This window comes from uncultured Pseudoteredinibacter sp. (assembly GCF_947500695.1).
Lineage (GTDB): Bacteria > Pseudomonadota > Gammaproteobacteria > Pseudomonadales > Cellvibrionaceae > Pseudoteredinibacter.
In genome coordinates, this window is the sequence record NZ_CANMSS010000007.1 from 20221 (window position 1) to 42809 (window position 22589).

A 22589-nucleotide genomic window follows, 5' to 3' on the forward strand; every position below is an offset into this window, starting at 1 on the left:
CATAATTCACCAAGCAACGATTAAATTATTGCCTATACTCAGTTCACCTCGACATATATTGCCCAAAAGGCCAAGGGAGACCTAGATGCAAGAAGATATCGATGCCCTCGAAACCAAAGAGTGGCTGGATGCTTTGCATTCCGTAATTCGTCATGGCGGTAAAGATCGTGCCGCATTCTTATTACGGCAGCTCGCCGAACGTGCCGGCGAGCACGACGTTAAATTGCCTCACGCCATCGTAACCCCTTATCGCAATACCATATCGCCCGCCAAAGAAAAACGCATGCCGGGCGATTTGTTTATGGAGCGTCGCATTCGCTCTTTGATTCGCTGGAATGCGATGGCGATGGTTATGCGTGCAAACGATAATGATGAGGGCCTAGGCGGTCACATCTCTTCATTTGCATCGGCGGCTACCTTATATGATGTAGGCTTTAACTACTTCTTCCACGGCGGTGACGGCGAAGAAGAGGGCGATCTTATTTACTTCCAGGGCCACTCGGCGCCAGGTATGTATGCGCGCTCTTATTTGGAAGGGCGGTTCAACGAAGATCAGCTGGACAACTTCCGCCGTGAAGTAGATGGCACTGGCTTATCGTCTTACCCGCACCCATGGTTGATGCCGGATTACTGGCAGTTCCCAACCGTATCTATGGGCCTAGGCCCGATCCAAGCGATTTACCAAGCGCATATTATGCGTTATCTATCGGCCCGTGATTTATCACCACGTGGCAATCGTAAGGTTTGGGCTTTCTTGGGTGACGGTGAAACCGATGAGCCAGAATCTCTAGGTGCAATTTCCCTAGCAGGTCGCGAGAAGTTAGAAAACTTAATCTTCGTGATCAACTGTAACCTGCAGCGTCTAGATGGCCCAGTGCGTGGTAACGGTAAAATTATTCAAGAGCTGGAAGGTGTCTTCCGTGGTGCTGGCTGGAACGTGATCAAAGTTGTTTGGGGTCGCCTCTGGGATCAGTTGCTGGAAAAAGATACCTCGGGCTTGTTGCAAAAGCGTATGGATGAAGTTTGCGACGGTGAGTTGCAAAACTACAAAGCCAACGGTGGCGCATACACTCGCGAGCATTTCTTTGGTAAATACCCAGAGCTGCTAGAGCTGGTAAAAGATTTGTCGGACGACGACATTATGAACCTTAACCGCGGTGGCCACGATCCATTTAAAGTGTACGCAGCTTATAAGCAAGCGGTAGAGCACAAAGGTCAGCCAACGGTAATTTTGGCGCAAACCGTAAAAGGTTACGGTATGGGTGCTGCCGGTGAAGCGGCGAACGAAACCCACTCGGTGAAAAAATTGGATATCGACAGCTTGAAGCGTTTCCGCGATCGCTTTGGTATTCCAATTTCCGATGAAGAACTAAAACACGTTCCTTACTATCGCCCAGCGCCAGATTCACCAGAGATGGTGTACATGCGCAAGCGTCGTGAAGAATTGGGTGGCCAGCTTCCGAAGCGTCGCCCGACTTTTGAAGGTTTGGATATTCCAAGTTTGGATGCCTTTAAAGCGCAGCTAAAAGGCACTGGCGAACGTCAGATCTCGACCACCATGGCCTTTGTTCGTATTTTGTCTTCGCTTGTGAAAGATAAAAATATGGGCGAGCGCGTCGTACCGATTGTTCCTGATGAAGCTCGTACCTTTGGTATGGAGGGTATGTTCCGTCAGTTAGGCATTTACTCTTCGGCCGGCCAAAAATATACCCCGCACGATCACGATCAGATCATGTACTACAAGGAAGACAAAAAAGGTCAGATCCTTGAAGAAGGTATTAACGAAGCCGGTGCGATGTCGGGCTGGATTGCAGCAGCAACCGCCTACAGCAATAGTAACTGCCCAATGGTGCCGTTCTACGTTTTCTATTCCATGTTTGGTTTCCAACGTATTGGTGACTTGGCATGGGCAGCTGGTGATTCACAAGCGCGCGGTTTCTTAATTGGTGCCACCGCTGGCCGTACAACCCTAAACGGTGAAGGCTTGCAGCACCAGGATGGTCACTCCCATGTATTGGCGAACACCATTCCAAACTGTAAGAGTTATGATCCGGCTTACTCTTTTGAATTGGCGGTCATTATTCAAGATGGCTTGAAGCGCATGTTTACTGATAAAGAAAACTGCTTCTACTACATCACCACCATGAACGAAAACTACGTTCACCCAGATATGCCAGTAGGTGCCGAAGAAGGCATCATCAAAGGTGGCTATCTATTAAGTGAAGGTAAGTTGCCAAAAGGTAAAAAACAAAAACCACGCGTACAGTTAATGGGTGCGGGTTCTATCTTAGGTGAAGTTCGCGAAGCAGCGGTATTGCTAAAAGATGACTTCGGTATAGAAGCCGATATCTGGAGCTTAACCAGCATCAACGAACTAACCCGTGATGGTCAAGCGGCTGAGCGCTGGAACATGTTGCACCCTGAAGAAGAGCCTAAGTTACCGTACTTAACTCAGCAGCTTAAAGATCGTCAGGGCCCGGTTATAGTCGCAACCGATTACCTAAAAACTTATGCCGAGCAATTGCGTGGCTATATTCCTGGTGATTACAAAGTACTGGGTACCGAAGGTTTTGGTCGCAGTGATACGCGTGCGAAGTTGCGTCACTTCTTTGAAGTGGATCGTTATTTTGTAACGGTAGCTGCACTTAAATCATTAGCTGATCGTGGCGAGTTGGACATCAAGTTGGTTTCCAAAGCGATTAAGAAATACGGCATCGACCCTAATAAAGTCGACCCGTGCTTAGTTTAAGGAGGTGTGGATATGAGTATTGAAACTTTATCCGTACCTGACTTGGGCGGAGCCAGCGACGTAGAAGTAATTGAGGTTTGTGTTGCGGTAGGTGACGAGCTAGAGCTTGAGCAATCTATCGTAGTACTAGAAACCGATAAAGCCACCATGGAAGTGCCATGCACCAAAGCCGGTAAAGTAACCGCTGTGCATGTCATTGAAGGTGGTAAATTAAATGAAGGCGATGCCTTAGTTGATATCGAAGTGGCTGCTTCTGAAGTGACGCCTGCCGAAGAGGTGGTGGAGCCTGCTGTAGAAACACCAGCCGTTGAAGAGGCCGTTGTTGTAAAGAAAGCCGAAGAGAAAGTTGCAGAACCAGCTGCCGAAGCCGCTGCAACAGAAACTGAAATTGATATCATTGTGCCCGATCTTGGTGGCGCAGAAGATGTCGATGTTATTGAAGTTTGCGTAGCAGTCGGTGATGAAGTTGCCGAAGGCGATTCCATTATCGTATTGGAAACCGATAAAGCCTCGATGGAGATTCCTGTTGAGCATGCTGGCACCATCGTATCTTTAGATGTTAGCGAAGGTGGCAAGGTAAACAAAGGTCAGAGCATTGGTCGCATTAAGGCTGTAGTGGCTGCGGCGCCTACAGCGGCTGCCCCTACTAAAGCCGAACCAGCCACGGCTGCGCCAGCACCCGCTGCAGAAAGCTCCGGCGAAGCAAAGCTAGCACCGCCGCCAGCAACAGTAGCCACTATTGAGCCTGGCCCTGAAACGGCATTCTATGCAGGCCCTGCAGTGCGCCAGCTAGCACGTCAATTAGGTGTAGAGCTTTCTGAAATAAAAGCCAGTGGCCCACGCGGACGCCTAAGCAAAGAAGATGTTCGCAATCACGCTAAGACTATTATCGAAGATGTTAAATCTGGCAAGTTGTCTTCCGGTGCGGGTATTCCAGAAATCCCTCACGTTGATCACAGCCAGTTTGGCCCGGTAACGATTGAGCCGCTTAGCAAAATTGCGAAAATTACTGCCCAGAACATGAGCCGTAACTGGTTGAATGTTCCCCATGTAACGCAGTTTGACGATGCCGATATCACCGAGCTAGAAGCTTTCCGTAAGGGCATGAAAGCCGAAGCTGAAAAGCGTGGCAGCAAATTAACACCGCTACCGTTTTTAATTAAAGCCGTAGCCGCTACCTTGCGCGCCGAGCCAAGCTTTAATGTTTCCTTGCATAGCGATGGCGAAAACATCGTACGCAAAGATTATGTGCATATTGGTATTGCGGCCGATACACCGCGAGGTTTATTGGTGCCGGTATTACGCGATGTGGATAAAAAAGGCTTGTGGCAAATTGCTGATGAAGTAAACGAGCTAATTGGTAAAGCCCGCGATGGCAAATTAATGCCAAAAGATATGCAGGGCGCTTGCTTTACTATTTCGAGCTTGGGTGCCATGGGCGGTAAAGGTTTTACCCCGATCGTCAATGCGCCTGAAGTGGCGATCATGGGAGTGTCAAAAGCTTCTATCCAGCCAGTGTGGGATGGCAAAGAGTTCCAGCCAAGACAAATGCTACCGCTGTCACTCAGCTACGATCACCGCGCCATCAACGGCGCCGATTGCGGCCGCTTCTTCACTCACCTAGTAGCCACACTAAGCGACATCCGCCGCTTATTACTCTAGTTAGCGAAGTAGATAGTTGTTCTAGCTTGTCCTAATGGTTAGCTAGAACAACAGCAAAACGATTAAAGATTTTCTCTCTCTTTAACACCTTCCAAACCAGGCCCCGGCCTGGTTTTTTTATGCCCGCTAGAAAACAGCGGGGTCAGATCCCAAGGGATCTGACCCCATTTCGAAGCCGAGATCCCAAAGCGCACAACCTATCCCCAAAACGCCACCCAAACCTCCACCATTAAAAACAGTAGAGGCAGAACCCAAGTGCCCACACACACGGGGTCAGATCCCAAGGGATCTGACCCCACTTCGAAGCCAAGATCCTGAATCTACAACCACCCCAAAAACCCTCACCAAAAACACAACGCCATAAACCAAACTACCCAAGCCCAATCCCCCAAACCACCCACTTGGCTGATACCCACCACTCCACAAACCACCAAACTAAAACAAACCCAAAAAAGAGAACAACACCATGCCTAGCAAACAAAGACCCCAAATAATCCCACTGCATGTCATTCAATGCACAGACAAAAGCAAAGCAATCTTCCCCTACAAAACCATCAACTTCGCCTTCATAAAATATGGCCTAGCCAAACAAAAAGCCGAAATCAAAACCTAAAACCAAAACGGGGTCAGATCCCTCGGGATCTGACCCCACATCGAAGCCGTGATTTAAAACGCTAAGATTTACGCTAAAACACCAACCAAAAGTACCACAATAAAACCCAATTAAGCAGAACCCCAGTACCCAAAACACACCGGGGTCAGATCCCAAGGGATCTGACCCCATATCGAAGCCGAGATCTAAAGGCTCAATACCAAGTCCCAAAGGTAAGCCCAAAATGCCAAGACAGCCCCGCCAAACAACCCCAGGTATTCCCCTCCACATCGTCCAGCGCGGCTGCAATCGTCAACAAGTCTTCCACGACGAACAAGACCACCTCAAATACCTAAACCTACTAAGAACAAAATCTGGCCATTACAAAGTAAACATCCACGCCTGGGTACTAATGAGCAATCACATCCACTTACTATGCACAGCAGAGCATTCAACAAGCCCCTCAAAAATGATGCAAACCTTAAGCATCGCTTACAGCAACTACTACAACAAAAAATACCAACGCAGCGGTACCCTCTGGCAAGGCCGCTACCGCTCAAAACAAATCACTCACGACAGCTATTTGTTGTGTGCTTATCGTTACATAGAGCTAAACCCAGTCCGTGCCGGCTTAGTGAATCACCCAAGTCAATACAAATGGTCTAGCTACAACTGCAATGCATTTGGCAAAAGTGACAATCTTACCAAAGCGCATTCCATATACGACTCGCTAGGAATTACCAAAGAACAAAAGCAAAACACCTACCAAAACCTCTTCCAAGAAGCGTTAAACCCCAAACAAATCCAATCAATCCAAACCACCTAACACCGGGGTCAGATCCCAAGGGATCTGACCCCACGTCGAAGCCGAGATCTAAAATTCAAAGCCAGTACTAAAACGAACCTAAAGTCCCTCCATGGAATGCAGCAAAGCCACAGCCATCACGCACACACCCGGGGTCAGAACCCGTGGGTTCTGACCCCTTCTTACCTCCAATCTAGCCACCAAAATTGATCAATTTCAGTCATTGGGCTTTAGCCCATGAAATGTTAAATTAAACAGCAATAAAAGAGGCCTAACCTCTACAGTGCTATGCAGGACGCAGTAACTCGCTAACAGTGTGTAAGGAATAGCGAAAGTCCATTAAACAACCAACATAAAACAAAGGATTGAAAAATGTCTGCAGATCTGAATATCGTCATCATGGCTGGTGGCTCGGGTACTCGGATGTGGCCTATGTCCCGCACGGCCTATCCGAAGCAGTTCTTAAACCTCAATAGCGACAGCAGTATGCTGCAAGAAACCGTACAGCGCCTTGAGGGCTTGGCCGATCACCAAACCACCATTATCACCAACGAAGAACACCGCTTTTTGGTTGCCGAGCACTTACGCCAGTTAGATACCAAAGCAGAAATCTTGTTAGAGCCCATAGGCCGCAACACCGCCCCGGCTATTGCTTTGGCTGCTTTTCGGGCACAACAGAAAGGCGAGGGCAGTCAGCTTTTGTTGGTATTGGCGGCCGATCACGTTATAGAAAACACTCAAGAGTTCCAACGTGTCGTACAACAGGCTTTGCCCATTGCCCGCGATGGCAAGCTAGTCACCTTCGGCATCGTACCCGATAGCCCCGCTACAGGTTATGGTTATATTCGCCAAGGCGAAGCTCAGGCCGATGCCTTTAAAGTAGATGCCTTCGTGGAAAAACCCGATTTAGCCACCGCAGAAAGCTACCTAGCCAGCGGTGAATACTTATGGAATAGCGGTATGTTCCTATTCCGCGCTGATCGCTATCTAGAAGAGCTAAAAGAATATCGCCCAGACATCTACCAAGCCTGCGAACAAGCTTCGCAAAACCTTGCTGCTGATTTAGACTTCTTAAGAATTAACAAAGCAGCCTTCGAAGCCTGCCCAGATGATTCCGTCGATTACGCAGTAATGGAAAAAACCGATCAAGCGGTAGTATTACCACTAGATGCTGGTTGGAGCGATGTTGGCAGTTGGTCGGCCCTATGGGATATCAAAGAAAAAGATGCTGATGGCAATGTTCACCAAGGCGATGTGATTGATAAAGACAGTCACAATAACTTTGTTATCGCCCAAGAAAAACTAATCGCCACTATCGGTGTAGATGACTTAGTCATCGTTGATACCAAAGATGCTGTACTAGTTGCTGATCGCAGCCGAGTGCAAGAAGTAAAAGATATCGTAAGCACACTAAAAAAAGAAGGCCGCAGCGAACATGTACAGCACCGCGAAGTGTATCGCCCATGGGGTAAATACGATTCCATCGACGCAGGCGAGCGCTACCAAGTAAAACGTATTACCGTAAACCCAGGTGCAAAACTTAGCTTGCAAAAACATCACCACCGCGCCGAGCATTGGATAGTTGTCAGCGGCACCGCCAAGGTAACCAATGGCGACAACACGCTGCTACTCAGCGAAAACGAATCCACCTACATCCCAATCGGTGTAGTACACTGCTTAGAAAACCCGGGCATGATCCCTCTAGAAATGATCGAAGTACAATCCGGCTCGTACCTAGGTGAAGACGATATCGTACGCCTACAAGACGACTACGGCAGAACAAAAGAATAAAAGGCAAGCAAAGCGGACGCCGAGCACGGGGTCAGACCCTTATAGGGTCTGACCCCACCTCGAAGCCAAAAAACCAAAACAAGGCAAGGGAACAAAATGCCAGCAAAAACAAAAGACCAGCCCAAATACACCACCGGGGTCAGACCCCCATGGGGTCTGCCCCCATTCTACCTACTGGCACTAACCCTAGTCACCCTACTAACCACCCCACTAACAACCCCAAAAGCCCAAGCCGCAGAATACGGCGTAATCACCGCCAACTTCGTCAAAGTTCGCCAAGGCCCGGGCTCAGATTATCCAGGCATTAGCCAGCTAAACAAAGGTCACGTAGTCACTCGCTTGCGTGTGCAAGGCGAATGGACAGAAGTCAGCTTTATCAATAAGAACCTACCCAAGGGCAAGCAGCAGCGCACCGGTTGGATGTCATCACGTTATATAAAAGTAGACCCGGTCTCTAATCGCCCAAAAAGAAATAAAAAAACAAACGCTGCAGAATTTACCGAGCTAGTACAACCCAACCCCGTAGGGGAAGCTGTACCACATCAAGTAAAAATAAAATCCTTAAAAGTACGCAGCGGCCCCAGTACCAAACACATCCGTCTAAGCGCCATACCATTTGAGCACCCGGTAATGGTGTATAACAAAGAAAATGGCTGGGCCAGAATAACCACCATAGATCCAAACAACGATGGCAAACGCCTACACGGTTGGGTAGCGGCCCACTTTCTAAAAAAAGACTGGGCCACCATCAACGCCCTAGCAAAAACTAAACGTGGCCTCCCAAACCGGGGTCAGAACCCCAAGGGTTCTGACCCCAAACCCGCCACCAAGCTAAGCAACACCCAGGGTCAGAACCTAAACGGTTCTGACCCTAAACCCGGCACCCAAACCGCAGCAAGCACAAAAACAGCAGCAGCCCAAACCCAGGGTCAGAACCCAATCGGTTCTGACCCTAATACCGGCACCCAAACAACAGCAAGCACAAAAGCAAAAGCGAAGCCCAACCAGCCCGCTAACGACACCCCATGGCCAGAAGAAAACCCAGATAGCTTCGCCAGCACCCACCCCATGCAAAAACAAAGCGCAAAAACCGAGCTGCCAACGCCCGCTTTGCCAAGTTTTAAAGATCGCCTAGCCGGCAGCGCAGCCCCTGCAGAACCCGAACAAACCAAACCACGAAGCACAAGAAAAAGACAATCAAACCCAACAGGCCAGCCCGTTCTTCTAACCCTAGAAAAAGAGCTACTAGCCTGTCGCCGCACAGACGACAAAGAAGTAAAAGGTTGCGAGCTAACCATGCGCTTCGCATTACAGGGCGAGCCAGATATCACCCGTGCAAAAGTGCGTTGCGAAGCTGATTTGCTAGTAGGCATGGCCGAAGGCGACCCAGTACGCTACCCGCTAAACCAAGAGAAAATTTACAAAGTAGGGCAAGAACCAAATAGCCACGAAATGGTAACTACCCTAGAAGCTAGCGGCGGCAGCTACAACATCCGCACCGTAGATCTACTCTCGCACCGCTGCGCCGTAACCGCCTTCGGCCGCAGTAAAAAGAACTAAACCAAAACGGGGTCAAAACCACCCGGGGTCAGAACCCAAGGGTTCTGACCCCACCTCGAAGCCGGGATCCCAAATCCCCAAGCAAAGTGCCCAAACCCAACCCGGGGTCAGAACCCAAGGGTTCTGACCCCAAATCGAAGCCGAGATCTAAAACCCCCAACCCCCCATCAAACACCAAAAGTCCTAACTCAAGCCCCGACGCTTCCTCTTCCCCTGGTTCGGAAAATAATAAACAATCAACCCCAGCGCCAACACCACCATAAACGTCCCAGCATTCGCCGGCATCTGCAAATTAAAATCAACCGTAGCGTGCATCCCCATCGCCAAAACCGCCATGGCCACACCAAAGCCCATACCACGCAACAATCGATCCCCACGCCGAAGCAGCGTTGCCAAGCCCAAATAAAAAACCACCATACAAAGCAACAGTAACGGCGAAAAACCAATCAAGCCAAACTCACTAACAAACTGCAGATAATCATTATGCGCTAAGTCATAAAAACCCGCACCACTCTCATAACTCCTAAACTCAGGAAAGGTGGTATAAAAAGTACTAACCCCATGCCCCTTATAAAGCGCTTCCCCCAACAAAGGCGCCGCATCAGCAACAATATCATCTCGGCTTTCCTTATCTACTGAGGTAGCTTCCAAACGCTGCGCAACTTTATCCACCCCAAAAAAAGTACCCACCACTGCAATATCAATAATCACCAAGCTTGCGAGCAACACAAACAAGCCTTTCCAAGATCCTTTATTCTTCACTCGCTTATTAAAACGCCCAAGAATCAAAGCCAGTGGGCTAATAATCATCAAGCTTGCAAAAAACGAAGTATTACCCATGCGCGAATGGGTCATCACCAAGCCAGCAACAATCATCACCAAGCTTAAGCGCAAAACTATTTTGCGGCTTAAAATAGCTTGCATCCAACGTCGGCCATGCTCGCGAATACTTTTAGCTGGTGTGCTTGCTAGAGTAGAAATCATCAAGCCAATACCAATTGCGCAGCACATAACCAAATAACCTGCCTGGCTATTGCGGTTTACAAAGGTGCCAGTATTCACACCAAAATAAGAATCCTTAGGCACAAAGAATAAATATTCCACGCCTGTTAAATTCATAAAGCTGCCATACAGGGCTTGAAACAAAGCACTAGCCACCAGCACAGTAGCAGTAAGGCGTATACGCTCTTTACTATCTATTAACTGCAAGCTAAGAATAAACAGGGTGGCGTAAGCAACACTTAAAAACAAAGCCTGCAGCTGGCTAAAATGATCAATAAGTGGCAAGGCAAAAACTTGATAAAGCTGCCAAACCAAAGGCAATGCTAAAAGCAGCAAGACCGCTTTGGTTTTATTAAACACATGGCTGGCCTCTGCCTTTTGGCGAATAAACCACAGGCCATACATTGCAGCCAGTAACAGCGCCGCAATAATAAATAGGCCTTCAGACCAAACACGATTGCTAGCCAGCGGTAAGGGTAGCCAAATTAAGATTGCCAAAAAGCCAATAAAAAAACGATGATCAGCAGGGCGCGAACCCTCACTAGAAAGGTAAGTATTCATAAATGCTAGGCACAAAATAAAACAGCACCACTAGGGTGCTGTTAAAAATACAAACTTAGGTGTTAAAGCTTACTGTGGGCTGGCTTGGTTACCGCCGCCGCCGCCAGCACCGCTACCAAAGCCAGCGCCGCCGAAGGAGCTACCGCCACCAGCAGTACCGCCACCGCCGCCACCAGCACCAGGTGCACCGCCACCAGCAGCCGAAGCTTGCGATACTAAATCAGGGTTAAGGCCAGTTAAAAGTGCCAACTGAGTAAGATCAGTACCTTCTGGTAATAACTTCTCATCACGAGCAGCTTTTAGTAGATTTGCGCCCGCTAAACAGCTGTTATCGGTCGCAAGTTCAGGGCATAAAACCTTAAGCGCTTCCTCAATAACTTCTTGAGTCTTCTCACTATTCTGAACGTTTTTAATAAGAGCGTCTTTAATGCTCATATTCGCGTTCAAATCGTCAGTAATACTGGCTTGGGCTGGTAGGCCAAATGTTGCTGCTGCTGATAACAGCAGAGCAGATAGAGTTTTCGGGCTCATAGTCTCTCCTTAGCTATTCACCGGTGAGTGTGTAAAAGCAATGTCATTTAAAAAATGGTCACCGCGAATGCTAGCTACGCCATCTTTATTACACCCAAGAAGACCAGCGTGATTCCCTTACCAGCAAATCAAAATAGATAGCGCGGTTAAACCCTACGTAAATAGTAACAAAACAAAACTTAAAAGGTAAACACTTGGGCTGATAAAGCGACAATAGGCGACAATAAATCTTGGGCATTAAGAATGAGAATTACAAAAACTGACCCCTTAATTAAGAAAGCAACGTAATCTCGGTTTATTAAACATATGGCCTTATGAACTACTGGTGTCGATTTAACATAAATTTGGTTATTAGAAAATCAGCTTGAAATACCTAGATATTATAAAAACTTCTTTGTCCAGCCGACCATCGACATTTTGTCGCTTAAAACACCAAAAACCACAAAAGCGTGATTCAGCTCACATTAATAATGTTGCTCACATCAACTTAATTACTTAGACTGCTCGCCAATTATTAAGGATTTATAGTTAAAAAGTAATAAAATTAAATCCGTAAAAAAAATTACATAGTGGCAAGATAATATTCAGCCAGCTAAGTATTTTGGATCAAATTTATTAGGTTCAACATAAAGAACCAGGGAGATTTCTAAAACGGAGTTTGGAAAAGGCCAAGGGAAATAGGGTGTTCTCGCAGTGAAGGGTGGATTAGCGCGCCACAAGCATAGGCCGCTAAAGGGACATCAAATACTGCAAGGTTGGCTTTACAAGCAGCGGTCGGTAAGAGGTACACCGGGAGGGTGATTTACTGACATAACGCTGCGGTAAATAGCTGTATAAAACAGCACAAAGCCAACCAACTATTCCAATCAGTCGAAGCTATTAGCTCTAGCGAAAGAATAAGAGCAAGCCTTCGGCAAACAAAGCCCCCAAACCATATAAAGAAACAAGAGCGAAACAAGAGTGCAGAAAAGACCATAAGCACTCATGTTTTACGCATTTTTTTGCCTGTTTTTATATATGCCAGCATTTATAAAAACGGACAGTTACAAGATCGGTAAGTTATAAGCAAAAGAAGTAGGTAGATGTAAAAGGCTGCACAGACGGCTGACATAAATCCAGGATGTAACGGATTAATAGGAATGTGACAACGCTTGGAGCGGAACATGGAGTCACAAGGAAATCGCGCCAGCAATATGGCTGGCGAGCATATAGCAAAAACAGCATACAGCAGGCAGGGCTAGGCGATCCTGCATTTGGCGCCACGGTAAACCCTGCCGCCATTCAACAAGCGATCTTGCCCCAAGCTGGGGTAGATGTGCCTCAAGGCCGGCGCCTGCTGAAAAACAATCAAAACCTAGTGGCGTTTTTACAACTGGCCTGCGATATCGCTTGGGTAGTTGCGAGCTTGTGTGCGCTTGCCTATATAAAGATGGGTGCTATCAGCTCCGATTATCGTGTGCTGGCCGTACTCAGTGCATTTGCCATTGCCTTTGTATATAGCAGCCAAGGTATACACCGCCGATCGACAGGGCACTTTAATAGTGTACTGCGCATTAGTATTGCTTGGGCTACAACGGTTGCCTTGTTGGCAGTGCTGGGTTTTATCACCAAAACCAGCGCCACCTATTCGCGCGAAGTTTTATTAATGTGGTTTGCAGCAGCATGGGCAGGCCAAATAGCCGCTTACTTTACTTTCCATTATTTAACGCGTATGTATCGCGCTCACCATTCCCACTCTATACCCACATTGGTTATTGGTAGCGGAGCAATCGCCCAGCAATTGGTAAACAGCCTAAACCGCAACCCATGGGTGCGCGATAATGTAGTGGCCACAATAAAAGTAGAAGGCGAGCCGGATTTGCAGCCAGGGTTACAAATCAGTGTAGCTGAAAGCGAATACGCCGCCGCACAAGAGCTAGGTGAAGAAAAAACACTCGATGTATTCGCCCAAAAGCGCAAGCGCCTATTCAACGTACGCCTAAACCGCAAACTAGCCAACGTCCCAATCATCGGCAAGCTAAGCAGCACCTACCTAAACAAACCCGCCTTCACAGAATTTCGGGCGAGCGAAGCAACGCCACAAACCCCGGGGTCAGATCCCACGGGATCTGACCCCAAAGTCGAAGCCACCAAAAATCACGCGGCCCCAGAAAGCTTTACAAACCGCCTATCCCTAGTGGTAAACCACAACAAAAACCAAGCCCAAAAACAAAAACTAGAAGAACTAGCAGCCTACACAGAAATAAACCACATCAGCTCGCTAATAAAAATCGTAGAAGCCTGTGGCATAAAACGTATCTACATAGCCCTACCCATGCTGCTATCCCAACAGGTAAGCAAACTAAACATCGAGCTGATGGATGCCAATGTAGACATCATCTGGGCACCCGATATCTCTGCCCTAAACCTAGTAAACCACTCCGTACGTGAGGTAGGCGGCGTACCACTTATATCACTAAATGAAAGTCCCCTAACCAGCTCGCGCCTGTCCACCGTGCTAAAAGATTTAATGGATAGAAGCATCGCGTTACTGGCACTAATTGCGCTGTCGCCCATCATGCTTACCATTGCGGCAATGGTAAAGCTAAGCTCGAAAGGCCCAGTAATTTTTAAGCAGCAGCGCCACGGCTGGGATGGCAGCATTATTGAAGTGTGGAAGTTCCGCAGCATGCGCCAACACGATGAAGCGAGCGGAGAAGTAAAGCAAGCCACCAAAAACGACGATAGAGTAACCCCCATAGGTAAATTTATTCGCCGTACCTCTATCGATGAGCTACCGCAATTAATAAATGTGTTGCAAGGCCGCATGAGCCTAGTGGGCCCGCGCCCACACGCAGTAGCCCACAATCATTTTTACAGCAAAAAAATTAACCGCTATTTAGCCCGCCACAGAATTAAGCCAGGCATTACAGGCTTGGCCCAAGTGAGCGGCTGCCGTGGCGAAACAGAAACACTAGATAAAATGGAAAAGCGTGTGGAGTTCGATATGGCTTATATCAATAACTGGTCGCTGTGGCTGGATATGAAGATATTGGTTAAGACGCCGTTTACGCTTTTTGCGAAGGATATCTACTAAGTAGAGGGATCTTTAATGAAAATTTTAACTGTATTTGGCACTCGACCAGAGGCAATAAAGATGGCGCCACTGGTCCGTGCCCTAGAAGAAAATCCAAATTTCGAAAGTGTGTTGTGTGTAACGGCCCAGCACAGAGAGATGTTGGATCAAGTGTTGAGCTTGTTTGAGCTTACGCCAGATTATGATTTAAATATTATGGCGCCTGGGCAAGATCTATATGACATTAGCTCTAAAATTCTTTTAGGAATGAGAGAAGTGCTACGTGACTGTAAGCCAGATGTTGTACTAGTACATGGTGATACATCTACCACCTTTGCTGCGAGTTTGGCAGCTTACTACGAGCAAATACCAGTAGGTCATGTAGAGGCGGGATTGCGCACAGGGAATATCTACTCGCCCTGGCCAGAAGAAATGAACAGAAAACTCACTGGTGCAATCGCATCATATCATTTTTGCCCAACAGAAAAGTCAAAGCAGAACCTTCTAGCTGAGGGAATACCAGAAGCAAATATTTTGGTAACTGGAAATACAGTGATCGATGCCTTGCAGTGGGTGGTCGCTCGAATGGAAACGGATAAGGAGCTCAGTAATACGGCTGCAGAGTGTTTTGGTTTTTTGAACGAAAACAAAAAACTTATTCTTGTTACTGGCCATAGAAGGGAATCGTTTGGCGGCGGTTTCGAGAGGATATGTGAGGCTATAAGTACGATAGCGAAAAAATACCCTGATGCTCAAATAGTATATCCAGTCCATTTAAATCCAAATGTACAGGAGCCTGTTAACCGACTTCTGAGTAGGTTTGAGAATGTACATCTAATTAAGCCGCTTGATTACCTTCCCTTTGTGTACTTGATGAATAAATCCTACTTAATATTGACAGATTCGGGGGGGGTTCAGGAAGAGGCTCCGTCGCTAGGTAAACCTGTTTTAGTGATGAGAGAAAATACCGAGCGTCCCGAGGCTGTAGATGCAGGAACCGTTAGGCTGGTAGGAACAAATGTAGCAAGAATAGTAAACGCGGTCAGTGGGTTGATGGAATCTGCATCAAGTTACAAGGATATGGCTAAGGCGGCAAATCCATATGGGGATGGGTTTGCTTGTTCAAGAATTTCAAACTCACTAAAACCAGAAGAAAAACAAGTAGTCAACATATGAAATTTGAAACAGTATCCGTTATCGGGCTTGGTTATATTGGTCTTCCCACAGCAGCGATCTTGGCCTCACGTGGGTTAAATGTAGTTGGGGTAGACGTCAGTGAAAAAACGGTTGCCACCATAAACAATGGGGAGGTTCATATAGTTGAGCCTGACTTAGATATTGTGGTGCGTGCTGCGGTTGCTACTGGCAAGCTCAGGGCAACAAATACCCCTGAGCCTGCGCATGCATTTATGGTGGCAGTTCCGACGCCCTTTAAAGGTAATAATCATGAACCAGATCTAAGCTATATCGAAGCAGCCGCGAAATCCATAGCGCCAGTGTTGGAAAAGGGGAATCTAGTTATCCTTGAAAGCACCTCCCCCGTGGGTACGACAGAAAAATTAGCTGATTGGTTAAAAACAGCAAGACCGGATTTAAGTTTTCCCCAAGATGCAGGTAACTCCGCAGATGTAAAAATAGCGCATTGCCCCGAAAGAGTATTGCCTGGGTATGTCTTGCAGGAACTCGTTTCAAATGATCGGGTGATCGGAGGTATGTCAGAAGCCTGCAGTGAGCGGGCGGTAGAGTTATACAAAATATTTGTTAAGGCAGATTGCATAATTTCAAATGCTCGCACAGCAGAAATGGCAAAGTTAACTGAAAACGCTTTCAGGGATGTAAATATAGCATTCGCAAATGAGTTATCAGTGATTAGTGACAAGTTGAAAATCAATGTGTGGGAGTTGATACGAATAGCCAATCGCCATCCCCGTGTCAACATATTAAACCCTGGTCCAGGTGTCGGAGGACATTGTATAGCAGTTGACCCATGGTTCATCGTTGATAGCTGTCCAGAAGAGGCCAATATTATAAGGCAGGCTCGTCATACAAATGATTCTAAACCTGTATATGTAATCGACAAGATTTCTGAAGCCGCAGATCAGTTTAAGAGCCCCGTTGTTGCATGTCTAGGATTGGCTTTTAAAGCAGATATTGATGATTTACGCGAAAGCCCAGCTGTACAAATTGTCGAATCATTAATAGAGCGTAAAGTGGGCCAGGTAATAGCGGTAGAGCCGAATATCTTGGCTCATGAGATGCCAGATTCATTGACTAATGCAGAAATCCCTTTGATAGGGTTGGAGGCTGCTCTAGAAATAGCTAACGTTGTAGTCGTATTGGTTGATCACAAGGAATTTAAAACAGCTGATAAATCACTATTTTCTACAAAGGTGGTAATCGATAGTCGAGGAATTATTTAATATTGAGTATATCCAAAATTTTAATGTTGTCGAGTGAACTGTAGTGTTCATGGCTGTGAAAAACTCCGTTTTATTTCAACATATACAGATTGTCGGTATAAAAATGAGACCTTGTAAGATTGTTGATGTGTAAGTTATGCGAGATGAATTTGGATAGTAGAGTAATCACAAGAAAGTTGATAGTTGGAATCGCTACTGGTTTGCCGGGACTTCATAAGCTTATAGTCTTTTTGGTTGTCCAGAACTCTATGTCTGTTGAAGAGCTGGGTAAGTTTGCTAGCGACTTTTCTTTACTGCAGGTTTTAGCAAGCTTCACTATGGTTGGATGGGCGGGTTTGGTTATGACGAGAACGCCAAAATTGAAGGGTGACTGTGGGGAGTTTCAGTTTCAGTTATTTCTAACCAGTACTCTTTACTGTTCGGTATTCTGCTTTGGCTTACTGCTTTTAGATTGTTGGGGGATGGTTTTTGATATAAAAGGGGCAATTTTAGTCACGTTTATGCTGATGTATTATCAGCTCCTTCGGCACAAAAAAATAGTTGAAGGTAAGTTTTTAGAAATTGTGCTGGTAGATATTCTATCTATACTTGTTTTTATAGCTTTCTCGTTTTCCATGACGCCCCTTGTTTGCTTGTGCCTAAGCTATTTTACGTCGGTAATCTTGTTTCTAAGAAATATGGATTTTGATATTAAGTTCAGTGTGCTGAGATGTTTTGATCAGCTTAAATCATTTCAGGTGGCGGTGAGTAATTTTATTCAAAGCGCCCCGCTATTGTCGTTACCTTTTGTAGTGAATGCTAAATTTGGATCTGACTACTCTGCATTGCTTGGTGTATCTATATCATACTTGTTCTTGTTAAATTTGGCCCCTCGGGGAATTAGCTCTGTGTTCCTCCCTAGGTTAGCTAGGGCTTTTTCTGCAGAATATGGGGTGGTCAAAACATTTAATAGATACCTTAGAATAAATAGTATTTCTGTTTTTGTTCTTTCTGTGGTGATTGGAGGGGTAGTGGCAGGCTTCTATCAATTCATGGACATTCAATTGCTAAAATTAGATTCTTCGATTTACATATTGATAGCGTTGCTGCTCTTGCTAGTTTCTGTGGCTGTTGCTATACCAGTAACAGATTATTTTTTGGCCTCTGAGGAGGTGGTGGTGACGTTCAAGTGGAGTGTTATTACATTTATATTCTCAGCGATTTCGACCACTATTTTTTACCTTCTAGCACGAGAGGGGATTCATATTTTCATGCTAATAGTAGCTTATTTCATGTTCTCCTTAATGCGATCCGTATTTCTTTATTGGAAAGCTCTCGATCGAATGTCTAGCGTTTCTCAGGTAAGAACATGGTGATAAATCTTAGGGTCAATTCTGTATTGAAGTTGATTCTGCTGGCTTTAGTCTTTTCAATGTTTTTTCCCCAGTTTATGCGGGGGATGAGTGTTTTTGCATCTGTCTCTTTACTGGCAATCTACGTATCTATTATCCAAATCGTAAAATATGGGTTGTCGGGAATATTGGGGTATTTCCTATTTTCAATGCTGGGATTGGTGTATGTGCTTTTTTCATTAGCATTTGGAGGGTGGACCGAAGGGTATTTGTTTAATGAGCGATATATTTTCCGGCAAGGATACTTTGTATTGCTCTTTCCAGTCTATTTGCTGGTAGGGGTTGCTGCTTATAGATGCTATCTAGCAACACCTAGTATAGCGCTAGCGAAAGCCTTTTTAATTGGCCTATTTGTTTTCCTATGTTTGGATGTGGTCCTAGCGGCTCTATTTGGTGATGTCGTTTTTAGAGAAAATAACGGATACACCTTTTACCTAGAGAAAGGGATTCTTTGGTTTTTTGTGTCCATGTTCTATTTTTACGTAGTTTCGTTCAAGTCTTTAAGGGGGAGCGCCATTATTGGAGTATTGATGTTTGCCCTGATTCAAAAGATGACGGGTTATGGATCTATGTTTAATTCTGCTACTGGCATCATGAGCGCTATTTTGATGCTGGCGTATTTTCTTATAGTTAAGTTCAAGGTCGAAAGTAGGTTAGGTACCGTTCTTTACCTTTCCGTAATAGCATTTGTATTGCTGTTTGTGACAGTGGCGCCATACTTTTCTGAGGTTTTTGTATCGGATATAAATACGTATTGGAGATTGGAGTCTTGGAGGAACAACTATTCCGCAATGATCGGAAATTGGGGGTTTGGTAGTGGGTTTGGTGTTTCTTACTTTCCGCTTACTAATGACTCTATAGAGGCTGCCTATAGGTACTACCAAGATGGGGAGGGGAAATTTAGTGTGCTGGATCAAATGTTTATTAGGGGACAGCATTCATCATTAGTTAATGTTGTTTTCCGGTTAGGGGCTGCTGGGTTCCTTTTGTTTTTGTATCTTATATTTTCCGGGTTTACCAGAGTGGCTGTGTCCAGCAGTCCCCAAGCTCGGTTTGTTCTTCCGTTTTTTGTTATTGCTTTGTTAAATATTTCATTGAATGTGGGACTGGAATCCCCGCCTTGGATGATGACGGCAGCGCTAGTTTTTGGGATGCTGGTATCCGCCGGGTCGAGTGTAAACTATAAAAAGAAGGTGGCCAGATGAACTCCTGTGGGGTGTTGAAATTTAGAGATAATAATTTTGACCTAATAAGGCTAGTGGCGGCAATTCAGGTGGCTGTCTATCATGCTTGTGTTCACCTTGGCTTAGATGGGCAAGAGTCTTGGGGTTTTAGGTTGCTTGAGTTGTTTCCGGGAGTTCCTGTATTCTTTTTCGTAAGTGGGTTTTTAATTAGTAGGTCATTTGAAAGTAATAGTGATTTAGGTCTTTATGTTAGAAGTCGTGTAATAAGGTTGTTCCCTGCACTTATCGTTTGCAGTTTTGTGACCATTGTCACTATCGTATGTTCTGGATATTTTGGCGAGGTCAACGTTCCCGTTGCTGATTTTTTGATTTGGTTATTAGCGCAGTTGACGGTTTTTCAGTTTTACGACCCTGATTTCTTGGCGGGTTATGGAATTGGTCAAACCAACGGTAGCTTGTGGACCGTTTACATAGAAATTCAGTTCTATGTGTTGATCCCGTTGGTTTACATTTTTGTGTTGTCTAGATTGAGTGATAAGTGGTCGCTTCTGTTGTTGATTTTTTCGGCTGTTATTTTTCTTGTCTTCAATAGAATTTTTTACCTGCACAATGAAATTCTAGTATATCCAGAGTTGTTTAAAAAAACTTTTTTGCCATATCTATATATGTTCATAGTTGGGGTTATTTTTCAGAGGAAGTTTGATTTTTTTCATAATTTGTTGGCTGGCCGTTTTATCCTGGTTTTTTTGGTTTATGTTTTTACTGCGTTAGTTCTGACGGGGTACTCAGGTTTTCATCTTCACAATGAAATAGGGCCGTTATTGTTTATGATCCTTAGCTTGGTTGTATTCTCTTTTGCGTTTAGCTATAGAACATTGAGTGGAAAATTACTGTCGGGGCATGATATATCTTACGGGATATACATCTATCACATGCCCGTTGTGAGTTTCTTTATCTATATTGAGTTCACTGGAAATATGGCCTTCTTGGGGTTTTCCTTGCTAACACTAACAGTAGCTATTTTGTCATGGTTTGCAGTTGAGAAACCATTTATGAAGCTCAAGAAAAAGTCAATTCGCCCCGTGTAAATTAATAAAAATAGAAGTAATACTATATGAAACAAGTAACCCAAACTCTCAGAACTGGTGTTGTCTCAGTCGATGAAGTTCCGATTCCAACATTGTCGGATAAATTCATTTTAGTGAAAAATAGGGTGTCGGTAATTAGCGCTGGCACGGAAAAAACTAAAATTGACATGGGCAAAAAAAACTTACTGCAAAAAGCTCAGGCCCGCCCTGACTTAGTAAGGCAAGTAATTAATAAAGTAAAAACGGAGGGTGTCAAGAAAACGCTTCAGACTATTAATTCCCGGCTCGACTCTCCTTCACCGTTGGGTTATAGCAGCGCAGGTGAAGTTGTGGCTGTCGGTGGGTTAGTGGAGGGACTTCAGCCGGGAGACAGAGTGGCGTGCGGAGGAGCTGGCTATGCAAATCACGCAGATTACGTCGCGATTCCTAAGAATCTCGCTGTGAAAGTCCCAAAGAATGTCTCTGACGATGAGGCCTCTTTTGCTACAGTTGGGTCAATAGCATTACAAGGCCTCAGGCTTGCAGATCCCAAATTAGGGGAGACTTTTTTAGTTTTGGGTTTAGGGTTGCTTGGGCAGATTGCTGTACAGCTTTTGCGTTCCAATGGTTGTACAGTGATCGCCACTGATTTAGATGTAGAGCTTGTAAAGCGGGCTGAAGGCTTTGGTGCAATAGGTGCATATCCAGGCTCAAATATTGATGAGGTTTGTAAGGGTATCACTGCCGGTCATGGGGTTGACGGTGTTCTAGTCTGTGCAGGTAGCACTAGCAATCAACCAATCGAGCTATGTGGGCAGGTTACGCGTGAAAAAGGGCGAGTGGTGGTGATTGGTGCTATTCGCATGGATATTCCGCGTGAGGATTACTTTAAGAAGGAGATCAGTGTAGTTATTTCTAGATCTTATGGTCCTGGCCGATATGACCCCTTCTATGAAGAAAATGGAAATGATTACCCATTAGGTTATGTGCGCTTTACAGAGCAGCGCAATATGCAAGCTTTTCTTGAACTTGTTTCCAAGGGGAGTGTTGATGTTAAGCCTTTAATAACTCATAGGTTTGATGTGGATAAGGCTGCAGAGGCTTATCAGTTAATCGAAGGGAGGAAAACAGAACCTTATCTCGGGATAGTGATGAGGTATCAGCCAGACGAGAACGAATTTTCCAATATGAATAGGATAGAGCTGGGCAAGAAAGCGGTTCTCAGTGAAAGGATTGGAATTTCATTTTTTGGTGCGGGCAACTACGCTACTGCTAGCTTACTTCCGCCGATGAAAGCAGATGTTGATGTGGAACTGAGGGGGCTGGCAACTGCTAGTGGTCGTACTGCCCAAAGTGTAGCGAAACAGTTTGGTTTTGATTTTTGTGTGTCAGACTATGTTGAGCTTCTAGAAAGAGATACAAATGCGGTAGTTGTGGCAAGTCGCCATGACTCTCATGCTGTTGCTGTTTGTGAGGCTTTCAAGAAAGACAAGCATGTTTATGTAGAAAAGCCACTTGGTTTGTCTATCGAAGAATTAAGCGAAATTCATCGGTTGTATGAAAGCTCCAGTGCTTCTTTGATGGTGGGGTTTAATCGTAGATTTGCTCCTTCAACCGAGCATGTTCTTAAACACTTTGAGTATATTGACTCGCCATTGATGATTAATATTAGAGTGAACTCAGGTGAAATTCCTCGAGATCACTGGATTCAGGACCCTCGTACGGGCGGCGGAAGGATTATTGGTGAAGGATGTCACTTTGTTGATTTGGCGTCTGCCATTGCAAAATCTAACCCTGTTCTGGTTTCTGCTATGGCTGTTAGAAAAGAAGAAAAGTCTGCCCTTTTAAATGATAGTGTGTCTGTGAGCTTGAAATTTGAAAGTGGTAGCGTTGCTAATATTATTTACTGCGCGGATGGCTCAAAGTCGATGGCGAAAGAGCGCGTTGAGGTTTTAGGTGGGGGGCTGAGCGCCGAAATTGACGACTTTAAGCTAGTTCGGCTCTACTCTGGCGACTCTAAAGTGAAAACTATTAAGCAGGGCGTCCAAGATAAAGGGCAGGCGAATATGCTTAAGGCTTGGTTGAAGGCTCTAAAGGCTGGAGAGCAATGTGTACCATATGACTGTTTGATGAGTAATAGTATGGCTACTATTATGGCGGTTGAATCTATCTCTTCTGGTGTTTCTTTGAATGTCGATTTAGCGACATTGGAATTTTAG

At 45.5% G+C, this 22589-nt stretch carries 14 protein-coding genes; 12 read left to right on the plus strand and 2 right to left on the minus strand.

What is annotated here, in order from left to right:
- Positions 1 to 85 precede the first annotated feature (85 nt).
- The 5 genes from aceE to Q1A08_RS13290 all read left to right on the plus strand — a co-directional run bounded on the left by aceE (position 86) and on the right by Q1A08_RS13290 (position 9159).
- Complete coding sequence (aceE, locus tag Q1A08_RS13270) at positions 86 to 2749, plus strand: pyruvate dehydrogenase (acetyl-transferring), homodimeric type (RefSeq protein ID WP_299773675.1); 2664 nt, start codon at positions 86 to 88, stop codon at positions 2747 to 2749.
- Between the two features lie 12 nt (positions 2750 to 2761).
- Positions 2762 to 4411, plus strand: coding sequence for a dihydrolipoyllysine-residue acetyltransferase (gene aceF, locus Q1A08_RS13275; protein WP_299773677.1), 1650 nt, complete (start codon positions 2762 to 2764; stop codon positions 4409 to 4411).
- Positions 4412 to 5247: 836 nt separating this feature from the next.
- Complete coding sequence (locus tag Q1A08_RS13280) at positions 5248 to 5829, plus strand: transposase (protein ID WP_299773679.1); 582 nt, start codon at positions 5248 to 5250, stop codon at positions 5827 to 5829.
- 351 nt (positions 5830 to 6180) lie between these two features.
- Positions 6181 to 7599 (plus strand): mannose-1-phosphate guanylyltransferase/mannose-6-phosphate isomerase, encoded by a 1419-nt coding sequence (locus Q1A08_RS13285; RefSeq protein ID WP_299773681.1) that lies wholly within the window; start codon positions 6181 to 6183, stop codon positions 7597 to 7599.
- Positions 7600 to 7695: 96 nt separating this feature from the next.
- Entirely contained in the window at positions 7696 to 9159 is a 1464-nt protein-coding gene (locus Q1A08_RS13290; protein WP_299773683.1) for an SH3 domain-containing protein, read from the plus strand.
- Positions 9160 to 9342: 183 nt separating this feature from the next.
- Here the strand turns inward: Q1A08_RS13290 and Q1A08_RS13295 are convergent, their stop codons facing one another.
- A complete protein-coding gene (locus tag Q1A08_RS13295; RefSeq protein WP_299773685.1) occupies positions 9343 to 10722 on the minus strand; it encodes an O-antigen ligase family protein in 1380 nt (459 codons plus the stop codon).
- Between the two features lie 69 nt (positions 10723 to 10791).
- On the minus strand, positions 10792 to 11253 hold the full coding sequence (locus Q1A08_RS13300; protein ID WP_299773687.1) for a hypothetical protein: 462 nt from the start codon (positions 11251 to 11253) through the stop codon (positions 10792 to 10794).
- A gap of 1141 nt (positions 11254 to 12394) precedes the next feature.
- Here Q1A08_RS13300 and Q1A08_RS13305 point away from each other — a divergent pair.
- The 7 genes from Q1A08_RS13305 to Q1A08_RS13335 all read left to right on the plus strand — a co-directional run bounded on the left by Q1A08_RS13305 (position 12395) and on the right by Q1A08_RS13335 (position 22589).
- The gene (locus Q1A08_RS13305; protein ID WP_299773689.1) at positions 12395 to 14329 is read left to right on the plus strand and encodes an exopolysaccharide biosynthesis polyprenyl glycosylphosphotransferase; all 1935 of its coding nucleotides are present in this window, start codon (positions 12395 to 12397) and stop codon (positions 14327 to 14329) included.
- 15 nt (positions 14330 to 14344) lie between these two features.
- Positions 14345 to 15484, plus strand: coding sequence for a UDP-N-acetylglucosamine 2-epimerase (non-hydrolyzing) (gene wecB, locus Q1A08_RS13310; RefSeq protein ID WP_299773691.1), 1140 nt, complete (start codon positions 14345 to 14347; stop codon positions 15482 to 15484).
- Positions 15481 to 16728: a UDP-N-acetyl-D-mannosamine dehydrogenase gene (gene wecC / locus Q1A08_RS13315; protein WP_299773693.1), complete on the plus strand. Its 1248-nt coding sequence runs from the start codon at positions 15481 to 15483 to the stop codon at positions 16726 to 16728. Before wecB ends, wecC begins: the two co-directional genes overlap by 4 nt.
- Positions 16729 to 16877: 149 nt before the next feature.
- Positions 16878 to 18083 (plus strand): hypothetical protein, encoded by a 1206-nt coding sequence (locus Q1A08_RS13320; protein ID WP_299773695.1) that lies wholly within the window; start codon positions 16878 to 16880, stop codon positions 18081 to 18083.
- On the plus strand, positions 18077 to 19324 hold the full coding sequence (locus Q1A08_RS13325; RefSeq protein WP_299773697.1) for a hypothetical protein: 1248 nt from the start codon (positions 18077 to 18079) through the stop codon (positions 19322 to 19324). Before Q1A08_RS13320 ends, Q1A08_RS13325 begins: the two co-directional genes overlap by 7 nt.
- Complete coding sequence (locus Q1A08_RS13330; protein WP_299773699.1) at positions 19321 to 20391, plus strand: acyltransferase; 1071 nt, start codon at positions 19321 to 19323, stop codon at positions 20389 to 20391. Before Q1A08_RS13325 ends, Q1A08_RS13330 begins: the two co-directional genes overlap by 4 nt.
- Positions 20392 to 20417: 26 nt before the next feature.
- Complete coding sequence (locus Q1A08_RS13335; RefSeq protein ID WP_299773701.1) at positions 20418 to 22589, plus strand: bi-domain-containing oxidoreductase; 2172 nt, start codon at positions 20418 to 20420, stop codon at positions 22587 to 22589.

Excerpts from the sequence above, each read along its gene's own strand:
- Q1A08_RS13300 (WP_299773687.1), bottom strand. The coding sequence starts at position 11,253 with ATGAGCCCGAAAACTCTATCTGCTCTGCTGTTATCAGCAGCAGCAACA.
- Q1A08_RS13285 (WP_299773681.1), top strand. The coding sequence starts at position 6,181 with ATGTCTGCAGATCTGAATATCGTCATCATGGCTGGTGGCTCGGGTACT.
- Q1A08_RS13295 (WP_299773685.1), bottom strand. The coding sequence starts at position 10,722 with ATGAATACTTACCTTTCTAGTGAGGGTTCGCGCCCTGCTGATCATCGT.
- Q1A08_RS13280 (WP_299773679.1), top strand. The coding sequence starts at position 5,248 with ATGCCAAGACAGCCCCGCCAAACAACCCCAGGTATTCCCCTCCACATC.
- Q1A08_RS13330 (WP_299773699.1), top strand. The coding sequence starts at position 19,321 with ATGAACTCCTGTGGGGTGTTGAAATTTAGAGATAATAATTTTGACCTA.
- Q1A08_RS13325 (WP_299773697.1), top strand. The coding sequence starts at position 18,077 with ATGGTGATAAATCTTAGGGTCAATTCTGTATTGAAGTTGATTCTGCTG.
- aceE (WP_299773675.1), top strand. The coding sequence starts at position 86 with ATGCAAGAAGATATCGATGCCCTCGAAACCAAAGAGTGGCTGGATGCT.
- aceF (WP_299773677.1), top strand. The coding sequence starts at position 2,762 with ATGAGTATTGAAACTTTATCCGTACCTGACTTGGGCGGAGCCAGCGAC.
- Q1A08_RS13290 (WP_299773683.1), top strand. The coding sequence starts at position 7,696 with ATGCCAGCAAAAACAAAAGACCAGCCCAAATACACCACCGGGGTCAGA.
- Q1A08_RS13335 (WP_299773701.1), top strand. The coding sequence starts at position 20,418 with ATGAAACAAGTAACCCAAACTCTCAGAACTGGTGTTGTCTCAGTCGAT.
- wecB (WP_299773691.1), top strand. The coding sequence starts at position 14,345 with ATGAAAATTTTAACTGTATTTGGCACTCGACCAGAGGCAATAAAGATG.
- wecC (WP_299773693.1), top strand. The coding sequence starts at position 15,481 with ATGAAATTTGAAACAGTATCCGTTATCGGGCTTGGTTATATTGGTCTT.